This is a genomic window from Stutzerimonas kunmingensis, assembly GCF_032106285.1.
GTDB lineage: Bacteria > Pseudomonadota > Gammaproteobacteria > Pseudomonadales > Pseudomonadaceae > Stutzerimonas > Stutzerimonas kunmingensis_B.
In genome coordinates this window covers 1-20,250 of the sequence record NZ_DAMCPO010000012.1, presented here as the reverse complement: position 1 = coordinate 20,250, position 20,250 = coordinate 1, and the positions used below count along the sequence as shown (strand labels likewise).

The window sequence follows — 20,250 nt, the reverse complement described above, 5'->3', positions numbered from 1 at the left end:
CCGCCACCGGAGATTTGCCCCATGACGTCATTTGCCCTGCTTTACACCCTGCATGTACTCGCCGCGACGGTCTGGGTGGGCGGAATGTTTTTCGCCTGGATAGTGCTGCGCCCGGCGGCGGTGGCGGTGCTGCAGGCACCGGAACGGCTGACCTTATGGGCAGATGTGTTCCGACGTTTTTTCGTTTGGGTCTGGGTGGCGGTGCTGGTATTGCCGCTAAGCGGCATCGGCATGTGGCACATGCGTTTCGGCCCGCTGGAAAGCGCACCGCGCAACGTTCACATCATGGCCGGTCTGTATCTGGTGATGCTGGCGCTGTTTCTGCGTATCCAGCTACTGCAGTTGCCGGTCCTCAAGCGCGCGGTCGAGGCCGAGCGGTGGCCGGACGGTGGTGCGGTGCTGGGGCAGATTCGCCGACTGGTGGGCATCAACCTCGTGCTCGGCCTGCTGGTGATCGCGCTGGCCAGCGTACGGCCGTCGTTCTGACAGCCGTAAAATAAAACAGCCGGACACTGGGCCCGGCTGGATCTGTTACCGCATTCGACTCAAGGGCGTGCTTCGACCTCAGCCTCTACGCGACGGTTGATAGCTCGGCCTTCTTCGGTTGCGTTATCGGCCACCGGGCGCGACTCACCGTAGCCAACCGCATTCACCCGATCGCCACCAACGCCATACTCGTCGACCAGCACTTTACGAACCGCATTGGCGCGGCGCTCGGAAAGGCGCTGATTGTAGGCATCGGTACCGACGGAGTCGGTGTGGCCTTCGAGCACGGTCGTGGTCTGGCCATATTCCTTCATGAAATCAGCCAGATTCTGGATGTCGCCATAGCTATCCTGCTTGACCACATCACGATCGAAGTCGAACTTGACGTCCAGTTCGACGCGCACCGGCTCTGCCGCTGGCTCCGGTTCCGGCTCGGACTGAGGCATAGGCTCGACCGTCTCGACGACGGCGACCGTTTCCTCTTCCATGCCGTTGGCCCAACAATAGGCTGCCGCGACACCACCACCGACCAGCGCACCCCAACCGGCATAGGAGCTGCTCTCGATGGCCCCCAGCGCGGCACCGGTCACGCCACCCACGGCCGCACATGTCGGCCAATCCTGTTTCTGCACGCCTGCACAACCAGCCAGGAACGTGGTCATGACAATAACGGGTACTGCTGTCCGTAATGTACTCATCGATCAAAACCTCCAGTGTGGACATTCAGCCAGAATCGCCACGTACGGGAATCCGGGCGGCTCCGGTTATTTTCAGACTAGGCCGACAAACGGCACCGCGCTAGTCTTCACCTTTGAAACGAGGATTCTCGATTGACTGAAAACCCTGTAGTGCACACGCCACAACAAGCGCTTGCGGCGATGCTCGAGCACTATGCCCCAAGCCATCTATTGCACGTGGGGCGCAGTGATCAACCTGCTCTGGCTGCCTACGCCGAATGTCATCCGGAGTTTCAGCTAGACCGCGCCGATGCCGCGCCGCTATCAGAACAACTGGCCTCTCAGCGCTACGATTTGGCCCTGTTCGTCGACTGTCTGGAGCACATGCCCAAGCGTAACGGCCTGGAGCTGCTCGGCAGCGTTCGCAATCTGAATGCCAGCCGTATGGCAGTACTCGTGGATCTCGACGCATCCGAATGGAGGACCACAGACTTCTATGCACTAGCCCTGCAAGTCAGCGAGCGCTTCCAGCGCGACGGACAGACCTTGACGCTCTTCACCTACGACCTGCTCCAATACAAGCAGGTTCCGGACTGGCTGAATGCCAGGTTCTGGGCCAACCCGGAAAACTTCGGAAAGTACTGGTGGTGACATGAGCGAACAGCGCCCCCTCGCGCCTAACTGCCCTTGCGGCAGCGGCAATACGCTTGACCAGTGCTGTGGCCGTTATCACGCGGGCACACCGGCACCCAGCGCCGAACTGCTGATGCGCTCGCGCTATAGCGCCTACGTGCTGGGTCTGGTCGACTATCTGCAGGCCACCACGCTGCCGGTGCAACAGACGGCGCTGGACATGGACGGCATGCGCCGCTGGAGCCTGGACAGCACCTGGTTGGGGCTGGAAGTGAACGAGAGTGCAGTGCTCGGCGGCAAGCCTGAACATGCACGGGTGACCTTCACCGCCCGCTGGCACGACCAGGCGGGCGAGCATGTCCACCAGGAACGCTCGGCCTTCGTTCAATGCGACGGAAAATGGTATTTCATCGATCCGACGGTGCCACTCAGGGCCGGACGCAACGATCCCTGCCCATGCGGCAGCGGTTCGAAATTCAAGAAGTGCTGCGCCGCCTACGTCTGATGCCAGACCGCACCGGGATAGCCGCCGCGCGAGGCGGCGGCGTGGAGCGGTGCGCTACTTCTCGACGAATGCGCGCTCGATCAGGTAATGCCCCGGATCGCCCATCCGCGGCGAGACGCTCAGACCGAAGCTGTCCAGCACCTGGCTGGTTTCGTCCAGCATGCTCGGGCTGCCGCAAATCATCGCGCGATCGTCCTGCGGATTGATCGGAGGCAGGCCGATGTCGCTGAACAGTTTGCCGCTGCGCATCAGCTCGGTCAGGCGGCCCTGATTCTCGAAAGGCTCGCGCGTCACAGTCGGGTAATAGATCAGTTTTTCTTTCACCGCCTCACCAAAGAACTCGTTCTGCGGCAGGTGCTCGGTGATGAATTCGCGATAGGCGACTTCGTTTGCGTAGCGAACACCATGCACCAGCACGACCTTTTCGAAGCGCTCGTAGGTTTCCGGGTCCTGGATGACACTCATGAATGGCGCCAGGCCCGTGCCGGTGCTCAGCAGGTAAAGATGCTTGCCAGGCAGCAGGTCGTCGAGCACCAGTGTTCCGGTTGGCTTGCGGCTGACCATGATCTGGTCGCCTTCCTGCAGGTGCTGCAGTCGAGAAGTCAGCGGGCCGTTCTGCACCTTGATGCTGAAGAACTCCAGATACTCTTCGTAGTTGGGACTGGCGATACTGTAGGCGCGCATCAGCGGACGGCCCTCGACCTCTAGGCCGATCATGACGAACTGGCCGTTCTCGAAGCGCAAGCCTGCATTGCGGGTGGTCTTGAAGCTGAACAGCGTGTCGTTCCAATGGTGCACACTGAGAACGCGCTCTACGTTCAGATTGCTCATGCTACGAATTCCTCGTGGTGTCGCGACGGGCGTCGTTACGTGGCGCCAGTCTAGCGATGGCGTCTTTATTCGTTAACTGGATAATAAAGATATAGGTTATCGGTTACATAGATATGCATTTCACCCTCCGTCAGATCGAAGTGTTTGCCGCTGTCGCCCGCCAGGAAAGCGTGTCGCGCGCAGCCGAGAGCCTCTCGTTGTCACAGTCCGCAACCAGTACGTCGCTGGCCGAACTGGAACGCCAGTCCGGCTGCCAGCTCTTCGACCGAGCCGGCAAAAGGCTCTGCTTGAACGCGCTCGGACAACAGCTGCTGCCGCAGGCGGTTGCCCTGCTCGATCAGGCACGCGCCATCGAGGATTTGCTCAACGGCAAGAGCGGCTTCGGCTCACTGGCGGTCGGTGCGACGCTGACGATCGGCAACTACCTCGCCACGTTACTGATTGGCAGCTTCATGCAGCGCCACCCGGAATGCCGAGTGAAGCTGCACGTACACAACACTGCGCACATCGTGCATCAGATCGCGCAACACGAACTTGATCTGGGTTTGATCGAAGGTGATTGCCAGCACCCGGACCTTGAGGTCCAGCCGTGGATCGAAGATGAGCTGGTGGTGTTCTGCGCACCGCAGCACCCGCTGGCCGGGCGGGGCGAGGTGGGCCTGGACGAGCTGACCAGCGAAGCGTGGATTCTCCGCGAGCAGGGCTCCGGCACGCGGATGACCTTCGAACAGGCTGTGCGACATCGGCCAGGCAAGCTGAACGTGCGGCTCGAGCTGGAGCACACCGAAGCGATCAAACGCGCGGTGGAGTCGGGACTGGGGATCGGCTGCATTTCTCGACTGGCGCTGCGTGACGCCTTTCGCCGTGGCAGCCTGGTACCGGTGGCGACGCCCGAGCTGGACCTGCGCCGCCAGTTCTACTTCATATGGCATTCGCACAAGTATCAGACCGCGGCCATGCTCGAGTTCGTCGAACAGTGCCGCGCCCTGACCTCAGGCGTGCGCCGCAGCGATGAAATCCAGCTGCCGCCGATCGCCTGAGGCCCGCATCTGGATCAGCTGGTTGGAATGGAACCCATCTGCTGCAGCAACAGCGCTGCCTGGGTGCGGGTACGCACGCCGAGCTTGCGAAAGATAGCGGTAACGTGAGCCTTGATGGTCGCTTCAGAAACGCTCAGTTCGTAGGCGATCTGCTTGTTCAACAGCCCGTCACAGACCATGGTCAGCACTCGGAACTGTTGCGGCGTCAGGCTGGCAAGCCCGGCGCTGGCGGCCCTGGCCTCATCGCTGACGTTGGCTACATCCTGGATGTTGCTAGGCCACCAGACATCGCCATCCAAAACAGCACGTACCGCTTCCTGGATGGTTTCCAGAGAACTGGACTTGGGAATGAAACCGCTGGCACCGAACTCACGGGAGCGCGCAACGACCGCTGCGTCCTCCTGTGCCGAGATCATGACTACCGGTAGATGCGGATACTGCCCCCTCAGCAGTACCAGCCCCGAGAAACCATAGGCTCCAGGCATGTTCAGATCCAGCAGCACCAGATCCCAATCGGCGCCCTGATTTAGAAGGCTTTCCAGTTCGGCGATGCTGGCCGCTTCCACCAGACGTACGTTTTCCCCTAGCCCCATGGTGAGCGCCTGTTGCAGCGCGCTGCGGAAAAGCGGGTGATCATCGGCAATGATTATTTCGTAAGCAGCCATTGGCAGACCTGTAGTTTTTATTGGCGCTTTTTCATCGGCTTGAGCAGCCGATGCCGACAAGATGACGGCAGAAACCCCGAGACAACGCTCCGGGGATGGTCCGATGTGAAATTTTCGGCCGGCCAGACCGAATATCGGCCGCCCGCCACAACAAATCAAGCGGCGCAAGCATGCCCACCCATGAATAAGTGGTCAAGCGCGGCGCTTTGTAGCAAAGTCTGCGACTTTTCCCGACCGAGCCGAAACATGCGTAGCCAAGCCCTCCGCGCCGACTTCCTGATGCTGATCACCGCCATGATCTGGGGCACGGCCTTTGTTGCCCAACGCATCGGCATGGACAACATCGGCCCGTTTCTATTTACCGGCCTGCGCTTCGCCCTGGGCGCTCTCGCGCTGCTGCCACTGGTGATCTACCAGGGCCGCACCAAAGCCCGGCACGAACCCTTTCTGCAACGTGGCCTGCTGCTCGGCGGCCTGAGCATGGGGCTTGCGCTGACCGTGGGAATCAACCTGCAGCAGGTCGGCCTGCTGTTTACCAGCGTGATCAACTCAGGATTCATCACTGGCCTGTACGTGATCGTGGTGCCACTGCTGGGACTGATCATTGGCCACAGGACAGGCCTCGGAACCTGGGTCGGCGCCTTTCTCGCCGTTGCCGGCATGGCGCTGCTGAGCATCGGCGAGGATTTCACCGTTGCCTCTGGTGACTGGATCCAGTTGGCCGGCGCCTTCGTCTGGGGCCTGCATGTGCTGCTGGTGAGCTTCTTCGTCAGCCGCCACGACGCGATTCGCCTGGCCTTCCTGCAGTTTGCCACCTGTGCCGTGGTGAGCCTGCTGCTGGCACTGATCTTTGAAGAGATCGAGCCGACCAGCATCTGGCTCGCCGGGCCGGCCCTCATCTATGGCGGATTGTTCGCCGTTGCGGTTGGCTACACGCTGCAGGTTGTTGCGCAGAAGCATGCGATCGCCTCCCATGCGGCGATCATCCTCTCACTGGAAGCGGTGTTCGCAGCCATCGCGGGCGCACTGTTCCTTGAGGAAAGCCTGACGCTGCGCGGCTACATGGGCTGCGTATTGATGTTCATCGGCATGCTCGCCGCACAGCTCTGGCCGCGCAAAGCCGAGCCGCTAACCGCAGCCAGTCCTGCCAAGGCCTGACGGCCAATCGAGTTCAGCGCGCAGGCTTCAATGCCAGATGCGCGGCGTTCTGCAGGTCCGGCTGGCGATGATACTTGGCGCCCAGATAGTGCTCGGTGAACACGTCGAGCAAGGCATCGAGCGTGTTCGCCGCGGCCGAATCTCCAGCCAGATCCAGACAGAGCGCTGCGACCTCGGCGGTGCACAGATGGTCACTGCGGGTCGACCGGCGCAGCCGGTAGCGCGACAGCGCCTCCGGTCGCAGGCTCAGCACCGGCAGGCCATCCAGGTAAGGGCTCTTGCGAAACATTTTGCGCGCCTCGGTCCAGGTGGCATCGAGCAGTACGAACAGCGGGCGCTTAGCGTTCTCTCGCTCGACTTGCTCGACCACCCGCCTCGACTCGGCGTATTCACCCGGGAAGATCACCAGCGGCTGCCATTGCGGATCGGCCAGCAGCGCCAGCAATCGCGGGTCCACGCCCGTGCGCTGCCAGGTGAAGGCGAAGGTATCGCGCACCACATCGGCAATCAGCCAGCCCGTATTGCTAGGCTTGAGCGGCTCGATATCGTGCATCAGCAGGCAGACACCACAATCGCTTTCGATCGTCGGAAGCCAAGGGCAAAGGCAATGGCTGAATGGTACCCGGCAGCGCTCGCAGCGCGACGTCCGGGAGCCGCGGGCAACGAAGGGTTTGAGGCTCTTGGCCAGGCGTTCGCTGCGCAGACGGGCTACGGCATGGGGCATGAATCGACTCGAGGGTGACGATGAAGCGCGGCAGTCTACCAGCGCCAGCGAGACTTCTGCCCAGCACCGTTAAATGAACCGCACCACAGGCAGCCGGTCGAAATAGCGCAGTCAAAAGGAGACCGCCATGTATCGTCTGACCACCCTGCTCGCTCTGAGCCTCGCCCTCCCCGTTGCCCACGCCGCCTCGCTGCAGGAGCAACAGCTGAATCAGCTGCTCGAGCAGGTCGCCCGCGAAAGCAGTGTCGGAACGCCTCGCGCGATCAACGAAGACATTCTTGATCAGGGCTACACCGTAGAAAACAACATGCTGGTAAACCATCTCAGCGTACAGCCGCGGCATGCGGCGCAGATGCGCGATAACCCGGCCGATGTGCGCAGCCAGCTCGCTGTTAGCGTCTGTGGCAATGAAGGACTACGCAAGCTGATGAGCCAGGGCGCAGTCCTGCGCTATGACTTCAGCGAGTACCAGAGCAACAAGCCCATCGCCAGCGAGCGCTACAAGGCCTCGGACTGCGACCGCTAACAGGTGAACGCTGGCAGGCGCAGGCCACGGCCCGCCGTCCTGCCAGGTTTATTTATCAAGCGTCGCCCCGCAGTATCTGCGGATCACCCTTGCCAGCTACAGCGGCAGCCTCGTCCCTGGTAAGCAGCGCCGTGCGTGGCACGTTACGCAGGCGTGCGCAGGCCGCGAGCACGTTGGCCCAGCTGGCGCGGTTGGCGAACTGCATACCGAACTCATCCAGCGTACCTCCGCGGTTGCGATAGCCGAGCGCCGAGCACTTGCGCGCGTCCGGCAGAATCGGCCACAGGTGACCGCGCGCCACTTCCGGCCGCATGTGCGTCAACAGCACGCGCATTTCCATCGAATCCGGGAACAACCGCTCCGCCACGCCTTCGCTGGCGCGCGCCCCGACTTCCCAATGATCGCGCGGCCCGCGGAAGCGGCCCGGCTCCTGCAGATAGACCAGCCGATAGGCGCAGTCGGCCTCCTTGAGCCGCTTGGCCGCACGGAGCATCTCGCCCAGCTGATAGCTGCCGTTGGCAATCAACAATAATGCCTCGTTGCCCGGCTGCTCCTCGACCACGATGGCGCCGTCGCGCGCCAACTGTTCGGCCTGGGCCTGATCGAAGTAGCACGGCCGGTCGCGTTTGGGCATGACCACACAGGCCAGCTCGCCGCGCGCCTGGTAGATCGATGGCAGCAGCGCCAGGGCGCTGTTGTGATCGGCCGGAAACAACACCCGGACCATATCGTTCATCTCTCCGAGTAGCGCCTCGCAGAAGGTCGTGTCCTGGTGGGACTGCTGGTTCTTGCCGTTTTCCCAGGTGTGCGACGTCGCGATCAAGGGCCAGCCGAGCCAGCCTGCAGGCCTGCCAATCTCCTTTTGCTGCCGGGAAAAAATAATGCTCTGCCGCACCACGCCCAGCATCTTCACGCAGAAGGCTTCGTAGCTGGCCACCAGGTTCAGGCCGCCCTGGTTGGCAAGGCAGGCGGATACCACCGCCTCCTCGTTGAGAGCGGTGATGATGGCGCCGTCCACGGCCTCTAGCTCGCTTTCCGGCTCGATGACGCGATGCTTGAGCGCCTTCAGCACGCCGCCCAAACGGTTGCTGGCCAGCTCGTCCGGATTACCCACCCGCGGCCGCAACGCGGGGTTGGCGGCCGTCAGCTCGACGAAGAAACGATCGACCGCTGCCATGGGTGAACAGGCGTCGTCGCGGTAGTTCAACTTCGGCATGGTCGGCGCAGGCGGGCGTCGCGAGGCGAGCGGGTTGTCGCGCTCCAGCGTTCGACCCTGGCGACTGCGCGCGAACAGCTCCAGTGAAGCAGCCAGCTCCTGTTGCGGTACGAACAGACGCGCCGCGTGCTCGTTGAACAGGTCGCGTGACTGCTCATCGCGGCTCGGATTACCCGGCAATGGCAGGTTGTGCGCTGCGTTGCTGCCGGCACCATAGAAGCCGAAGCCTTTCACCGTCTCGGCGATGCCGTAGGGCATCGGCAGCGGATAGTTGAGAATGCCGCGCGCCTTCTCTTCCACGCGTCGCTCCAGGCGCAGCTCCATCTCCCACAGGGTTGTGACGAAAGCAGCAGGGTCACGCCCATCGAACGGCATCGGGTCGAAGCCGCACTGACTCAAGTGCTGACGGAAATCCTCGAGCCCCTGCTCGGTGCCAAGCGCGGTACGCTGCTCGATTCGCCGCCCGTTGGCAATCATCACCGGCAGCGCGACGCCGCAATCTTCGGCACGCCACCAGCGAGGAATCCAGTCACTGCCGCGCTGTTCTTCCGCCGCGCCATCTGAGAGGAAGGCCACCAGCGTCTCGCCCGGCAGCGGCATGTGTGCGTATTGCAACTCGGCGAAACCGAGATAACCGCCCTCGGCAATGCCGCCGGCGGTGTGCGGATTGACATGGCTGCCCAGCGGCGCGAGCGGACTGCCGTCGGCGGCCTGGCCGTAACCGTAGAAATCCTGCAGCAGGCGATTCATGCCCGCCTCGCCGCCCGCATAGGCTTGCGCCTGCTCCGGATGCAGGTTGCCCGTCAGCAGGTTGAGCGCATCGACGGCCGCCACACAGTGGCCCTGCCCCATCAGCCAGGCGCGGGTGCGGCCAGTCAGCGCATTCAGGGCCAGGTAACCGGCATAGGCCGGCACCATGTTCAGCGCGCCGCCGGTATGCCCCTCGGGGTTCTGCTTGAAATCCTCGGCAGCCAACGGCGAACCGTCCAGATGCACCTGGCGCGCGTAGGTCATGTGCACCACCAGCCAGAGTCCGGCGCTGGCGACCCGGTCGACCGCCTGCAGCAGCCGATAAACACTGGCCAAATCCGGCTGATGACCTGCCTGTACCAGCTGATGGGCCAACCGGAACACCGCCGCCTGGGTCTCCAGCGCGTGCTTGAACGGCCCGAAACCTACACGCCAGGTGGCGAACTCCGGTTCGGCTTGCGCGTGTTGATCCAGCTCGACAAGGCTGGGCAGTAGCTGACTCATGGGTTCACTCCGTTGGTAAGCGGGTTGTGCTGTAGTCTAGGCAGCGCTCGATTCGTTATCTCTGATATGTATCAAGTGGTCATGGCAACCGAGCGGGCAATGTGGACATCATCGTACAGACAGGAAGGCAACATGGCTTTGCTCAGTTTTCTAGGCGCCATTCAGCAGGTCACCGGCTCCTGCTATCTCATTGAGACCCATGACGGTGCAAGGGTTCTGCTCGAATGCGGCATGCATCAGGGCCGTAGGGAAGAAGCCGGCGGCGACCGCAGCACCTTCGCCTTCGACCCCAAGACGATCGATGCGGTGGTGCTGTCCCACGCGCATATCGACCACAGCGGCCTGCTCCCGCGCCTGGTCGCCCTCGGCTACCGCGGCGAGGTGCACTGCACCGATGCCACCGCGGAGCTGCTCGAACTGATGCTGCTGGATTCGGCGCAGATTCAGGAAAAGGATGCCGAGTGGGAAAACAAGTGGCGCGCACGGATCGGCAAACCGATGATCCAGCCGCTCTACACCCGCGTCGACGCCGAGCGCATGTTGAGCCAGCGCACTCCCCACGCCTATGGCGAGACGTTCGATGTCGCGCCAGGTGTCGCGGTGACCTTCCACGATGCCGGTCACATCCTCGGCTCCTCGATCGTGCAACTGGATGTGCACGACCATGGCAGAACACGGCGCGTGGTCTTCTCGGGCGACCTGGGCAACGACTGCTCGCCGCTGATGCATGCGCCGACCGTGCTCAAGGAAGCTGACGTGGTGCTCATGGAGTCCACCTATGGCGACCGCGACCACCGCAGCCACGAAGACACGATCGAGGAGCTGGCCGGCATCCTGCAACAGGCCCATCGCGATGGCGGCAACGTGCTGATGCCCTCCTTCGCCGTCGGACGTACGCAGGACCTGATCTACTACCTCGGGCGCTTCTACCGGGAAGGCCGTCTGCCGCAGCAAGCGGTATTCCTGGACAGCCCGATGGCCATCGGCGCCAACGCCATCTACTCGCACTACAAGGATCAGCTGGAGCTCGACGGCATCGACAATGCCCTGAGCGGAGCCAGCGGCAAGCTTTACGCCGAGCGCTGGTTGCCGATCCTCCGATCCACGCCGACACCGGAAGAATCGATGGCGATCAACCGCTTCAAGAGCGGCGTGATCATTATCGCTGGCAGCGGCATGTGCACCGGCGGGCGCATCCTGCACCACTTCAAGCACAACCTCTGGCGCGAGGAGTGCCATCTGGTGATCCCTGGTTTCCAGGCACGCGGTACCCTCGGCCGTACCATCGTCGACGGAGCGAAGAGCGTCAAGTTGCTGCACCAGCGCATCGCCGTGAATGCCAAGGTGCATACCCTCGGAGGGTTCTCCGCCCACGCCGGCCAGTCTCAGCTCATCGACTGGGTCAGCAACTTCGAAAGCCGTCCGGAGCTCTACCTGGTGCACGGCGAGCTGGAGAAGATGCAGACGCTGCAGCAGACCATCCGTGAACGTCTCGACTGGGAAGCACGCATTCCTGAACCTGGCGACCGAATCGCCATCTGAACGCAGCCCGCCGAAGCCGCTTGCGGCTTCGGCCGACTGCGCGCCACGCAACCGGCTTGAGCCGGCTGATCGCACCCTATAGCCTGAACGCGACGCTCATACATGGAGATGTTGTATGTCCTTTGATTCGGATGACTATCTGTCGCGGCATTTCAAGACCAGCGGCGCCGAGCTGGAAAGCAAGATCGATGAGCTGGCCGCCTTGGTCGTTCCGGAGAACAGTGCGAACCTGCCGCTATACCGGGAGATGCTGGTGACCGTCATGCGCATGGCTCAGGCCGACCGCAGCCGCTGGGATGCCAAGATCCTGCTGCAGACGATGCGCGAAATGGAGCACGCATTCAGCCGGCTCGACCAGTTCAAGCGGCGCCGCAAGGTCACGGTATTCGGCTCAGCCCGTACGCCGGTCGAACATCCCCTGTATGCGCTGGCCCGTCAGTTGGGCTCCATCCTTGCGCATTACAACTTCATGGTCATCACCGGCGCCGGTGGCGGCATCATGGCCGCCGCTCACGAGGGCGCCGGGCGCGACAGCAGCCTCGGGCTGAACATCACGCTGCCTTTCGAGCAACACCCCAACCCGACGGTGGGTGGCACCGAGAACCTGTTGTCGTTCCATTTCTTCTTCGTGCGTAAACTGTTCTTCATCAAGGAAGCCGATGCGCTGGTGCTCTGCCCCGGGGGGTTCGGCACGCTGGACGAAGCGCTGGAAGTGCTGACGCTGATCCAGACTGGCAAGAGTCCGCTGGTCCCGATCGTGCTGCTCGACGAACCCGGCGGCACCTACTGGAAGGATGCACTGCAGTTTATGCGCGGACAGCTGGAGGAGAATCGCTACATTCTGCCCAGCGACATGCGCTTGATGCGCCTGGTGGACGATGCCGAGGAAGCAGCCAGGGAAATCGCCAACTTCTATCGCAACTTCCACTCGAGCCGCTGGCTGAAGGATCGTTTCGTTCTGCGCCTGAACCACGCACTGAACGACCAGGCGATGGAATACCTGAACGCGGAGTTCACCGATCTGTGTCTGAAAGGCGTATTCGAACAGCAGAACTGCTGTGAATCGGAACTGGACGAGCCGGAACTGCAGCGCCTGCCGCGCTTGAGCTTCGTCTTCAACGGCCGCAACCACGGTCGCTTGAGGGAGCTGACGGACTACGTCAACGAACCGGCCAACTGGGCGCGGCCGCTGGCGAGCGAGGACTGATGGCCTTTGATGGCCTGGACTCTGGATATTGCGAGCGCTCGTAAGGCTGGTCGGCTTCAGCACCGACTGGTCTCCGACGCGCACAACCTGGCATAGAGCCCCGTTACCGCATCAATCCGCCGAGCTGTCGCCGCGCAACACTCGACTGATCAACTCCAGCGGATAACCGCGATAGCTGAGAAAGCGCCCCTGCTTCGCCCGCTCTTTGGCATCGGCAGGCAACCGTCCAGCGAACTTGCGCTGCCAGAGTTCGCGCAGCTGCTCACCCCAGTCAAAACCACTGTCACGCAATGCCTGCTCGATATCCGCTCTGGCCAGCCCGCGCTGGGCCAATTCCTCGCGGATACGCAACGGCCCATAGCCGGCATTGGCCCGGCTTCTGACAAAGCTTTCGAGATATCGGGATTCGGAAAGCAGCCCCTGCTCGCATAGACGATCCAGGGCCTGCTCGATCAACTCAGGCGGGGCGCCACGCTGGCGCAGCTTGCGAGCCAGCTCGACGCGACCATGTTCGCGTCGAGCCAGCAGATCCATGGCCGTCCGCCGTACCGCGACGGGGTTATCGAGCACGGCAGCCATGGGGATCAGAGATCGGCGTCAGCCAGATCTTCGGTAACCGGGTTGGCCTTGGTGTTTGGCGCAACCACCAGCAACTTGTCGCGGATCTGTTGCTCGATTTCCTGACCGATCTCCGGATTGTCTTCCAGATACTTGGCGGCGTTGGCCTTGCCCTGGCCGATCTTGTTGCCCTTGTAGGCGTACCAGGCGCCGGACTTCTCCACCAGGCCCTGCTGCACGCCGAGATCGATGACCTCGCCATTGCGGTAGATGCCCTTGCCATAGAGGATCTGGAACTCAGCCTGACGGAAGGGCGGCGCCACCTTGTTTTTCACTACCTTGACGCGGGTTTCGCTGCCGACCACTTCGTCGCCTTCCTTGACCGCGCCGGTACGGCGAATGTCCAGACGAACCGAGGCGTAGAACTTCAGCGCGTTACCACCAGTGGTGGTTTCCGGGCTGCCGAACATCACGCCGATCTTCATGCGGATCTGGTTGATGAAGATGACCAGGCAATTGGCGTTCTTGATGTTGCCGGTGATCTTGCGCAGCGCCTGGGACATCAGACGTGCCTGGAGGGGAAGCAGTACGGGCAGGGGTTCACATAGGCTGGTGCCTGAGAAACCAACGCGCTGCAAAGCCATACTGTTCATACCTTTCACCCTTACGGAAGCACTATCCCTGTCTACACTGTCTATCTGAACCAATTTCAGGTAGGAAAGCGATGAGCAGGATGCGGGAAAATTTTGTCGATAGTATCAGGACCTACTGCCCTGAGGACATCCTAACTTGGGTAGAGAAGCATCCTCCCAAGCGCAGGGCTCCCCTCATCCGCGTTTTTTTCATGATCGCTCACGAGCTTGATCCAGAGTGGTATCGGAAGCCTGTGGCAATTACCAATGCCTGCCGTCAATTTCTCTCTCATCGACGCAGTGCAATATCCAAAATTACAGGCAAGCCAGTCAAAGTAGTCACCGTCATCTCTGACTACACCGTCGTTCGTTATTACTTGAACAGGCTTCAAAAAGCCAAAAAGCTGCCTAGCAATGCGCTGATCCTACCAGTCCCGAATTCGACAGACGTATTCTCAGAAAAAGAATGCAACATTCTCGGCTATCTGACCTTGGAACATGCCGTTCAAGCGACTTCAATGGAAGACGCTCTAAACGAGATTGCTCAACAAATCAAAAAACATAGGGCTGTCATTCTCTCCAAATGCAAACGCATTGTAGCAGAGGGTTATGCCAGGTTTTTGAAAGCTCCAGACATGATTCACAGAAGCGATGTGGCTGCCATCCGACTCACAAAGGATAACCTAGATCCTAACCTGAGAGGATTTGGCTCTGGCCAGCATATAAGTTTTTTCTCTCCATCACACCCAAATGGATTCGGTAACTCTGTTGCTTACTTAGCCACAGAACAAGACGGTCTATTTACACGCAAATCTTTCCCTGGCGCGCACCACATTTATTCCTGGTCTACTACGAAAGTCAAATCCTATCTGGGAATTACCGAAGAATTTGCTGTGGCGGCCATGTGCATCATTATTGACGAACTCGGAATAAATGTTTTCGACTTAGCAAATGCCCAAGTCAAGAAAACAAAAGATGGTCAATTTGTCACCATCCGAGAGGATGGCGGCATCACTATCACCACCCTTAAACCTAGGGCTAACAAATTAATTGAGCGCCACGCACCAAAAGCTACGGACGAGATTGAAATCGATGCAGAAAGTATAGACGCCCATACTGCGCTATGGATGCTATTGCAAATGAGAGTCCAGCACTCCAAAGCCTTGAACTCCAACTATCTTTTCGTCATGGATGGTTCTAGCCCCACTCGCCAAGGGGATGAACACCTCTACCGTATCTTAGACACGAGACGTAAAAACACTTTCAAAGCAATCATTGATTCGCTGCCCTCATGGGTAGCTGAAGCTGAACCAACCATGCCTAAAATTAGGGTTTCACGGGGACTGCTGAAATGGATTGAGAGTGGTGGAGACACCCTGGAAACGACCATTTACCTAGGAAACTCCCTGCTAACAGCCCTGAGAAACTACATCCCACCTTCAATTCAAGAATTTGTTTACCGAAAGAGAATACGTGACCACCAAAAAATTCAATTACTAATAGCGGAAGATATCTCAGCCCCCTCCCCCCATATTAAGAATAATAATTACGAGTGCGCCAAGATACAGTTGATCGAGGCTGTGAAATGTTTAAGGGCTAACAGCCGCAACCCGACAACCCACAACCTAGGTCAAGTATTCTGCTTCCTTTGCTCACCTGAAGCAATTGAGTTGATAGTCTCTTACGCGACATATGGGACAGAACAAGAGCTCATTTCGACTTGCAAGAAAATCATCACAAAAATCCAAGACGAAGGCAGTCGAAAGATGATCAAGCTACTGGCGGACGCTACTCCGAAACCAATGAACTTTGAGCTTCTTGAGGTACACGCAAATGAATAATGAAAAGATCAAGAATAGCTCTCCATCTACAGCAACTTCCCAAGCGATCCTTCCTAGTTGGATCCACCCCAACTCCTCAAATATGAAGTGGTATCTTCCTCGCACCGGCACCAAGGTTACAGTTTCGGAAGATCCGAACAGCAGTCGCTATGTAAAGCTTAGCTTTGACTACCAGCTATTTGATGGGTCATCCACATCAGATCTGATATGGAATTTATTTGTCAGAGATTTACAATCATCAGCGATAGCCCTCATCGAAAGCTCAAAGTCAAAACGACCGCGCGCATTAGTCGACTTTGTTAGAACGGCCTTTGAAATTGCCGACCATGTGTATGAAGCCAAACACCGCTTAAATCAGCCCCCTAAAATCGTCACCCTAGCCGATATCACCCTGGAAGACATAAAGACCTTCCTAGAAGCTCACGACCTCACGTTCATGGGCATAAATGTCCTCAATCTCGACACGCAGTTAGGGCCTACTCCAAGAGGCCGCGAAAACATTGCATCCTACATTTCAGGAATGCACATACCACCCATAACACAAAAGATTTTAATCCAAAAACTTAAAAACAACAGGTCTGACATCTGTCGGGAATTCACCTGTACGCATTCAGCAAATGAAGAGAATGAAGAGGACACACTCAGTATCTCCACAATCCAAAACAAATGCACTAACTTAACCTACCTACACTCCACTAAAGAATATCAATTTCACCCCTTTAAGGTTGGAGTGCACGACATCTCGGATGTACTTAACAGTATGACCGGCAGATTTGTCGAGAAAAACCAAACCCCACTGATGCCTACAAATATTGCATTCCACTACATCAGCAATGCGATTGTTTTTCATCGCAATTATGCGCCACATATCCGAGCCTATATAAAGCAACTGGACAACTATTACAACAGAGAAATTATAGAGAAATATGCCGCAAGCACAATCAGATCAAATGTGCACATTTTCAAGAAGCAAACCTTTGAGGCTGTACCAATCCCCAAGACACTACAACACCTAAACATTAAAACATATGGTAAATGCGGCAGCAACAGAGGTGGCATTTATTGCAACTCGATTATGCGCGATCACATCTCCACTGACGAACTAATTGATTTTTACGCTATCACAACACGCATCCTTATTCATACTTTTTCAGCTTGCCGAGTATTGAGTACCGCCTTGCTCGACGCTGACTGCCTTACAGTTTCGAAACTGGATGGCTTGTGGGATCTGAAGCTTAAAATCCCGAAAGCCAGTAACAGCCATGAGCTTGAGATTATAAAGCGCCCAATACCTAAAGTCATTTGGGACTTCATTAACGAGTACATAGCGTTTATGGAGGATCGCCACCCAGGCATGACCTCCATCTGGCCCTCCGGCTCATTCAAAGGAAAAGATCGCAGTGAAATGACTCTACTAAAAAAACTGGATCAATACTCCGATTGGATTCAAGTACCTAAGATAGGCGAAACCAGATGGTATGCACGACCTCATCAGTTCAGGCGTTTCTTCGCCGCCTTTTTCTTCTACCTAAGCGGCGGTACAGAAATTGAACCATTGCGCTGGATGATGGGGCATATTGAACCTAGCGTGACGCTTTACTACGCCAACATCGCGAACCAGCCCGGCTGGGAGCGAGAAACCTTAGAATTCTTAATAGACTACTTGGAGGGGCATGTAGGCAAAAACGTATTAGTCGACGAAGATCTGCAGGAAAATTTTGCCGAGTGTGAGCTTGAAATCAAACTTGGCGACCACGCCTTATTATCTGAACACCTTCAGGAACTGGCAAACCATCGCGAAATAAGACTCCAAATAATCAACAACAAAAAAATCTTTGTGTACGCGAGTAAATAATATGAGCCGTTATTCAAAGGGTGAAACTTCAGCAGCCAAGCTTCAGGAGAAGCAAGCCAAAACACAAAGCCTGATTACCAAAATATTGCTGATTAGAAAAGCAATCGAAGACCGTCAAAGACTTCCTTCCCTGGACGCACTTAAGAGCAAAAGAGGCATACCTTTCAAGTCCGCCCTTAATTGGTCAGACGCCGACCTTGGAGTTATTTCGTGCTCTTATAATACATCGCGAGAACCCTACAACACTGAATACTCAGATCAACTAGCAGCCGCCTTAGAAACATACAACAACCTCACACCCGCCACACAAACCCTTCCACCTCAAAAGCGAATAACCCAGCGCTCACAGCAAGAAGAAATCTCCACTCTAAAAAATCAAGTCGACTACCTCACAAATACATTAGGTGAAGTCTACAGGGCGTATATGCAACTGGTTGCTAGAGTGGACGAACACACTCGCCAGGACCTCAGATATCAGCAAGTCTTGAAAAGCCACACCCTGGCACTTGATAGAGCTCATCTCACCTTGGTGAAACCATGATACATGTAGCAAAAGCTCCGCGTCTTGACTTCCTTTTTAATCACGGCCACACCACACCTCCGCCTCTTCCAATGCTTTTTGACTCCCGTGGAAATTTTTGCTGGGAGCTCAATAGCTACCTTACGAGTATCGGCGGTGGTGCCAACAGCTATGGGGTCCGGCCAGCAATTAAAACAGTGTTCAGCTATGCTGATACTCTAAACGTCTTCCAGGAATACATAGAACGCAACAAGTTAACCATTCTTGATGTCACTGACGAAACCCTATACGACTTCGTCAAGCACAAAAAACATTCTAGAACGGCAAACTCGACCACGATCAAGAAAATTGTACGACGCATATTAGCTCTGTTAGAGCACACGCAAAAAGAAAATAAATTCCACAATCTACTTACCACTGACCCTAGCGCACATGACTTTCAAATTAATGCTACAGAGAATTTCTACAGACTTAACAGACGGACGCCACTGCGTTTTTTAACCCACCCCTGCATAGACGAGTTAAGGGATACTCCGACCGAGCCGACAAGCTTCATCCGAAATAATGAACTGAACGCATGGCATGAAGCAATTCATGACTACACACCCAACCAGTATCTAATTGATAGATGGTACATCCTTGCCACACTACTTGAACACACAGGCAGCCGAATAGAAGAAGCTATTAATATCCCAGCAAGCTCCATTATTAATGCCTATAAAAATAACGGCCCTGTAATAAACATCCCCGTTTTAAAAGGCAAACACAAGGGTTGCTTACGCCAGGTACTAATACCGAGGACCGAGCTTCAAGAAATCTACAAATTCGTTCTGCTCACTCGCTCCAACCATCCTCACAGCGAGCTTCATGACAGGATATTCGTTAGCGAAGATACTGGATATCCTCTGGCACGAAGCACCTTTAACTCCTATTACAACGTAGTCATCAAGGCTTCAAGACACGCAGAACTCCTCAAAGGTATCTCCTATCATAATTTCCGCCACCGGTACTTCACCATATTAGTCGCCAAGAACATCAGTACGCTTTCAAAAATATCGAAAGCCAATATTCTAGATGTAGCGATGGCCATCGCTCGCAAGGACTCATACCATGCATCCAAGAGCACACTCTCTACTTATATTCACCTCACACAAGATGCTGAAATACAAGACATCCTAAAAGCAGAACCAAATGCGTCCACGACCCTCCAAACGATCCAAAGCATTGTCGATGCAACTGACGACAGGTCCTCTGATGAGAAGCTCGCGGCAATAACGGCATTGATAAAAGCCAAGTTTCCTTGAGATGCTATTCTTGCTACTCTCCTGATCAGTCCCCAGATACCTAGCGACCCTAGTTACACTCTTGCAAGTTAAGGCTCAGCTCGACCGCCTACTGCATGCCACAGCGCTATTCGGTCACCTGTGAAGCGGTGGCGTTTTGAGTAGCTGTTCGATAGGTTGTCGTATAGCCCAGCCGACAAGCCTTGTTTTCAATAGCACAGGCCAGCTAGGTCTTACCTACTCCAGTAGCACCAAGGCCAACCCCAACAACCCGGACGCCATACTGGTGCAGAAACTGGTGCGCGAGCTGAAGCAGGACAGTACCCTGGATGTACTGCGCCATGGCTTCAAGCTGCCGAGGGTGAAGATCGAGGCGTGCAGTTTCAAGCCCGACCACAGTATGAACTCGCCCCCCTCAAGCGCTACCAGTGCAACCGCCTGCGCGTTGTGCAGGAGGTGTCTTACTCGCCGTATTACCGTGAGGGGGAGTTACAACCCGCGCCTCGATCTGGTGCTGTTCGTCAACGGCATCACCGCCGCCACACTGGCGCTGAAAAGCTAGTTCAAGCAAAGCGTAGAAAACGCCAAGCGCCAGTACCGCTACGACCGCCCGGTTAAAGACCCGCTGACGCGCAAGTCGGAGCCGCTGCTGACCTTCAAACGTGGCGCGCTGGTGCACTTTGCCGTGAGCCAGGATGAAGTAGCAATGACCATCAAGCTGGCCGGCAAGGAGACCTTCTTCCTTCCGTTCAACCTCGGCAGCCTCGACGGCGGTGTGCGTGTATGCAAAACACCTGTACCCCCTGCTGCGCGTGGATCACCTCGATCAGGAAGACGTGGACGTGGGCGAACTGCAACTAACCCACTACCGCCTGACCAAGCGCGCCGAACATCAGCTGCGCATGCACGAAGAGGGCGGCGAATATGGCCTCAACCCGGCCAGCGCGCTGAGCAGCGGCAAGGCCCATGACCCGGAGAAGAAGCGGCTATCGGAAATCATCGAGGCGCTGAACGATATCTTCGGTACCGAAGTGAGCGATGAGGTGTTGGCGCTGATGGAAAATTGACCCACCCTGCCGATTGAAATTTGACCCAGG

19 protein-coding genes and 2 pseudogenes are annotated in these 20,250 nt (G+C 57.3%); 14 read left to right on the top strand and 7 right to left on the bottom strand.

What is annotated here, in order from left to right:
- Positions 1 to 21: 21 nt before the first annotated feature.
- Complete coding sequence (locus tag RT582_RS11345; protein ID WP_313477437.1) at positions 22 to 486, top strand: CopD family protein; 465 nt, start codon at positions 22 to 24, stop codon at positions 484 to 486.
- A 59-nt stretch (positions 487 to 545) separates the two neighbouring features.
- Here the strand turns inward: RT582_RS11345 and RT582_RS11340 are convergent, their stop codons facing one another.
- Positions 546 to 1,148 carry an OmpA family protein gene (locus tag RT582_RS11340; RefSeq protein WP_313477434.1) on the bottom strand — a complete coding sequence of 201 codons (603 nt, stop codon included), beginning with the start codon at positions 1,146 to 1,148 and terminating at the stop codon, positions 546 to 548.
- 168 nt (positions 1,149 to 1,316) lie between these two features.
- Between RT582_RS11340 and RT582_RS11335 the strand changes: the two genes are divergently transcribed.
- Together RT582_RS11335 and RT582_RS11330 are read left to right on the top strand one after the other, a co-directional pair.
- A complete protein-coding gene (locus RT582_RS11335; protein ID WP_031297457.1) occupies positions 1,317 to 1,814 on the top strand; it encodes a DUF6231 family protein in 498 nt (165 codons plus the stop codon).
- 1 nt (position 1,815) lies between these two features.
- Positions 1,816 to 2,301 (top strand): YchJ family protein, encoded by a 486-nt coding sequence (locus RT582_RS11330; RefSeq protein ID WP_042927380.1) that lies wholly within the window; start codon positions 1,816 to 1,818, stop codon positions 2,299 to 2,301.
- Positions 2,302 to 2,355: 54 nt separating this feature from the next.
- Here RT582_RS11330 and fpr read toward each other — a convergent pair whose 3' ends face one another.
- Entirely contained in the window at positions 2,356 to 3,132 is a 777-nt protein-coding gene (gene fpr / locus RT582_RS11325; protein WP_014819886.1) for a ferredoxin-NADP reductase, read from the bottom strand.
- A gap of 113 nt (positions 3,133 to 3,245) precedes the next feature.
- Here fpr and RT582_RS11320 point away from each other — a divergent pair, with 113 nt between their 5' ends.
- Positions 3,246 to 4,172 carry a LysR family transcriptional regulator gene (locus RT582_RS11320; RefSeq protein ID WP_014819885.1) on the top strand — a complete coding sequence of 309 codons (927 nt, stop codon included), beginning with the start codon at positions 3,246 to 3,248 and terminating at the stop codon, positions 4,170 to 4,172.
- A 14-nt stretch (positions 4,173 to 4,186) separates the two neighbouring features.
- On the opposite strand, the gene erdR is transcribed toward RT582_RS11320, so the two are convergent.
- The gene (gene erdR / locus RT582_RS11315; protein ID WP_313477432.1) at positions 4,187 to 4,837 is read right to left on the bottom strand and encodes a response regulator transcription factor ErdR; all 651 of its coding nucleotides are present in this window, start codon (positions 4,835 to 4,837) and stop codon (positions 4,187 to 4,189) included.
- Between the two features lie 246 nt (positions 4,838 to 5,083).
- Between erdR and RT582_RS11310 the strand changes: the two genes are divergently transcribed.
- Positions 5,084 to 5,995, top strand: coding sequence for a DMT family transporter (locus tag RT582_RS11310; RefSeq protein ID WP_313477431.1), 912 nt, complete (start codon positions 5,084 to 5,086; stop codon positions 5,993 to 5,995).
- A gap of 13 nt (positions 5,996 to 6,008) precedes the next feature.
- Here RT582_RS11310 and RT582_RS11305 read toward each other — a convergent pair whose 3' ends face one another.
- The gene (locus tag RT582_RS11305; protein WP_042925695.1) at positions 6,009 to 6,719 is read right to left on the bottom strand and encodes a tRNA-uridine aminocarboxypropyltransferase; all 711 of its coding nucleotides are present in this window, start codon (positions 6,717 to 6,719) and stop codon (positions 6,009 to 6,011) included.
- Positions 6,720 to 6,846: 127 nt separating this feature from the next.
- Between RT582_RS11305 and RT582_RS11300 the strand changes: the two genes are divergently transcribed.
- Positions 6,847 to 7,245, top strand: a complete 399-nt coding sequence (locus RT582_RS11300) for a PA3611 family quorum-sensing-regulated virulence factor (protein ID WP_014819882.1) — start codon at positions 6,847 to 6,849, stop codon at positions 7,243 to 7,245.
- Between the two features lie 55 nt (positions 7,246 to 7,300).
- Here RT582_RS11300 and RT582_RS11295 read toward each other — a convergent pair whose 3' ends face one another.
- Positions 7,301 to 9,715: a xylulose 5-phosphate 3-epimerase gene (locus RT582_RS11295; RefSeq protein ID WP_313477428.1), complete on the bottom strand. Its 2,415-nt coding sequence runs from the start codon at positions 9,713 to 9,715 to the stop codon at positions 7,301 to 7,303.
- Positions 9,716 to 9,847: 132 nt separating this feature from the next.
- Between RT582_RS11295 and RT582_RS11290 the strand changes: the two genes are divergently transcribed.
- The gene (locus tag RT582_RS11290) at positions 9,848 to 11,257 is read left to right on the top strand and encodes an MBL fold metallo-hydrolase (RefSeq protein ID WP_313477426.1); all 1,410 of its coding nucleotides are present in this window, start codon (positions 9,848 to 9,850) and stop codon (positions 11,255 to 11,257) included.
- A gap of 115 nt (positions 11,258 to 11,372) precedes the next feature.
- Positions 11,373 to 12,464, top strand: coding sequence for an LOG family protein (locus RT582_RS11285; protein ID WP_023444835.1), 1,092 nt, complete (start codon positions 11,373 to 11,375; stop codon positions 12,462 to 12,464).
- Between the two features lie 111 nt (positions 12,465 to 12,575).
- Here the strand turns inward: RT582_RS11285 and recX are convergent, their stop codons facing one another.
- Both recX and RT582_RS11275 read right to left on the bottom strand, forming a co-directional pair.
- Positions 12,576 to 13,043: a recombination regulator RecX gene (recX, locus tag RT582_RS11280; protein ID WP_041013536.1), complete on the bottom strand. Its 468-nt coding sequence runs from the start codon at positions 13,041 to 13,043 to the stop codon at positions 12,576 to 12,578.
- 5 nt (positions 13,044 to 13,048) lie between these two features.
- Positions 13,049 to 13,600: pseudogene (locus tag RT582_RS11275) on the bottom strand (recombinase RecA); the annotation flags it as partial.
- 266 nt (positions 13,601 to 13,866) lie between these two features.
- On the opposite strand from RT582_RS11275, the gene RT582_RS11270 reads away from it, so the two are divergent.
- The 6 genes and pseudogenes from RT582_RS11270 (at position 13,867) to RT582_RS11245 (ending at position 20,220) form a co-directional block, all read left to right on the top strand.
- The gene (locus tag RT582_RS11270) at positions 13,867 to 15,495 is read left to right on the top strand and encodes a hypothetical protein (protein ID WP_191833144.1); all 1,629 of its coding nucleotides are present in this window, start codon (positions 13,867 to 13,869) and stop codon (positions 15,493 to 15,495) included.
- On the top strand, positions 15,488 to 17,350 hold the full coding sequence (locus RT582_RS11265; protein WP_191833145.1) for a hypothetical protein: 1,863 nt from the start codon (positions 15,488 to 15,490) through the stop codon (positions 17,348 to 17,350). The genes RT582_RS11270 and RT582_RS11265 overlap by 8 nt, the downstream gene beginning before the upstream one ends.
- A 1-nt stretch (position 17,351) precedes the next feature.
- Positions 17,352 to 17,891 (top strand): hypothetical protein, encoded by a 540-nt coding sequence (locus RT582_RS11260; protein ID WP_153896436.1) that lies wholly within the window; start codon positions 17,352 to 17,354, stop codon positions 17,889 to 17,891.
- The gene (locus tag RT582_RS11255; RefSeq protein ID WP_313477422.1) at positions 17,888 to 19,174 is read left to right on the top strand and encodes a tyrosine-type recombinase/integrase; all 1,287 of its coding nucleotides are present in this window, start codon (positions 17,888 to 17,890) and stop codon (positions 19,172 to 19,174) included. Before RT582_RS11260 ends, RT582_RS11255 begins: the two co-directional genes overlap by 4 nt.
- Before the next feature lie 232 nt (positions 19,175 to 19,406).
- Positions 19,407 to 19,928: pseudogene (locus RT582_RS11250) on the top strand (type I restriction endonuclease); the annotation flags it as partial.
- Positions 19,929 to 19,932: 4 nt separating this feature from the next.
- Positions 19,933 to 20,220 carry a hypothetical protein gene (locus RT582_RS11245; protein WP_313477538.1) on the top strand — a complete coding sequence of 96 codons (288 nt, stop codon included), beginning with the start codon at positions 19,933 to 19,935 and terminating at the stop codon, positions 20,218 to 20,220.
- Positions 20,221 to 20,250 lie beyond the last annotated feature (30 nt).

Coding starts and splice junctions, on each gene's coding strand:
- RT582_RS11260 (WP_153896436.1), top strand. CDS start 17,352: ATGAGCCGTTATTCAAAGGGTGAAACTTCAGCAGCCAAGCTTCAGGAG.
- RT582_RS11270 (WP_191833144.1), top strand. CDS start 13,867: ATGATCGCTCACGAGCTTGATCCAGAGTGGTATCGGAAGCCTGTGGCA.
- recX (WP_041013536.1), bottom strand. CDS start 13,043: ATGGCTGCCGTGCTCGATAACCCCGTCGCGGTACGGCGGACGGCCATG.
- RT582_RS11345 (WP_313477437.1), top strand. CDS start 22: ATGACGTCATTTGCCCTGCTTTACACCCTGCATGTACTCGCCGCGACG.
- RT582_RS11320 (WP_014819885.1), top strand. CDS start 3,246: ATGCATTTCACCCTCCGTCAGATCGAAGTGTTTGCCGCTGTCGCCCGC.
- RT582_RS11285 (WP_023444835.1), top strand. CDS start 11,373: ATGTCCTTTGATTCGGATGACTATCTGTCGCGGCATTTCAAGACCAGC.
- RT582_RS11255 (WP_313477422.1), top strand. CDS start 17,888: ATGATACATGTAGCAAAAGCTCCGCGTCTTGACTTCCTTTTTAATCAC.
- RT582_RS11340 (WP_313477434.1), bottom strand. CDS start 1,148: ATGACCACGTTCCTGGCTGGTTGTGCAGGCGTGCAGAAACAGGATTGG.
- RT582_RS11295 (WP_313477428.1), bottom strand. CDS start 9,715: ATGAGTCAGCTACTGCCCAGCCTTGTCGAGCTGGATCAACACGCGCAA.
- erdR (WP_313477432.1), bottom strand. CDS start 4,837: ATGGCTGCTTACGAAATAATCATTGCCGATGATCACCCGCTTTTCCGC.
- RT582_RS11300 (WP_014819882.1), top strand. CDS start 6,847: ATGTATCGTCTGACCACCCTGCTCGCTCTGAGCCTCGCCCTCCCCGTT.
- RT582_RS11265 (WP_191833145.1), top strand. CDS start 15,488: ATGAATAATGAAAAGATCAAGAATAGCTCTCCATCTACAGCAACTTCC.
- RT582_RS11305 (WP_042925695.1), bottom strand. CDS start 6,719: ATGCCCCATGCCGTAGCCCGTCTGCGCAGCGAACGCCTGGCCAAGAGC.
- RT582_RS11330 (WP_042927380.1), top strand. CDS start 1,816: ATGAGCGAACAGCGCCCCCTCGCGCCTAACTGCCCTTGCGGCAGCGGC.
- RT582_RS11310 (WP_313477431.1), top strand. CDS start 5,084: ATGCGTAGCCAAGCCCTCCGCGCCGACTTCCTGATGCTGATCACCGCC.
- fpr (WP_014819886.1), bottom strand. CDS start 3,132: ATGAGCAATCTGAACGTAGAGCGCGTTCTCAGTGTGCACCATTGGAAC.
- RT582_RS11290 (WP_313477426.1), top strand. CDS start 9,848: ATGGCTTTGCTCAGTTTTCTAGGCGCCATTCAGCAGGTCACCGGCTCC.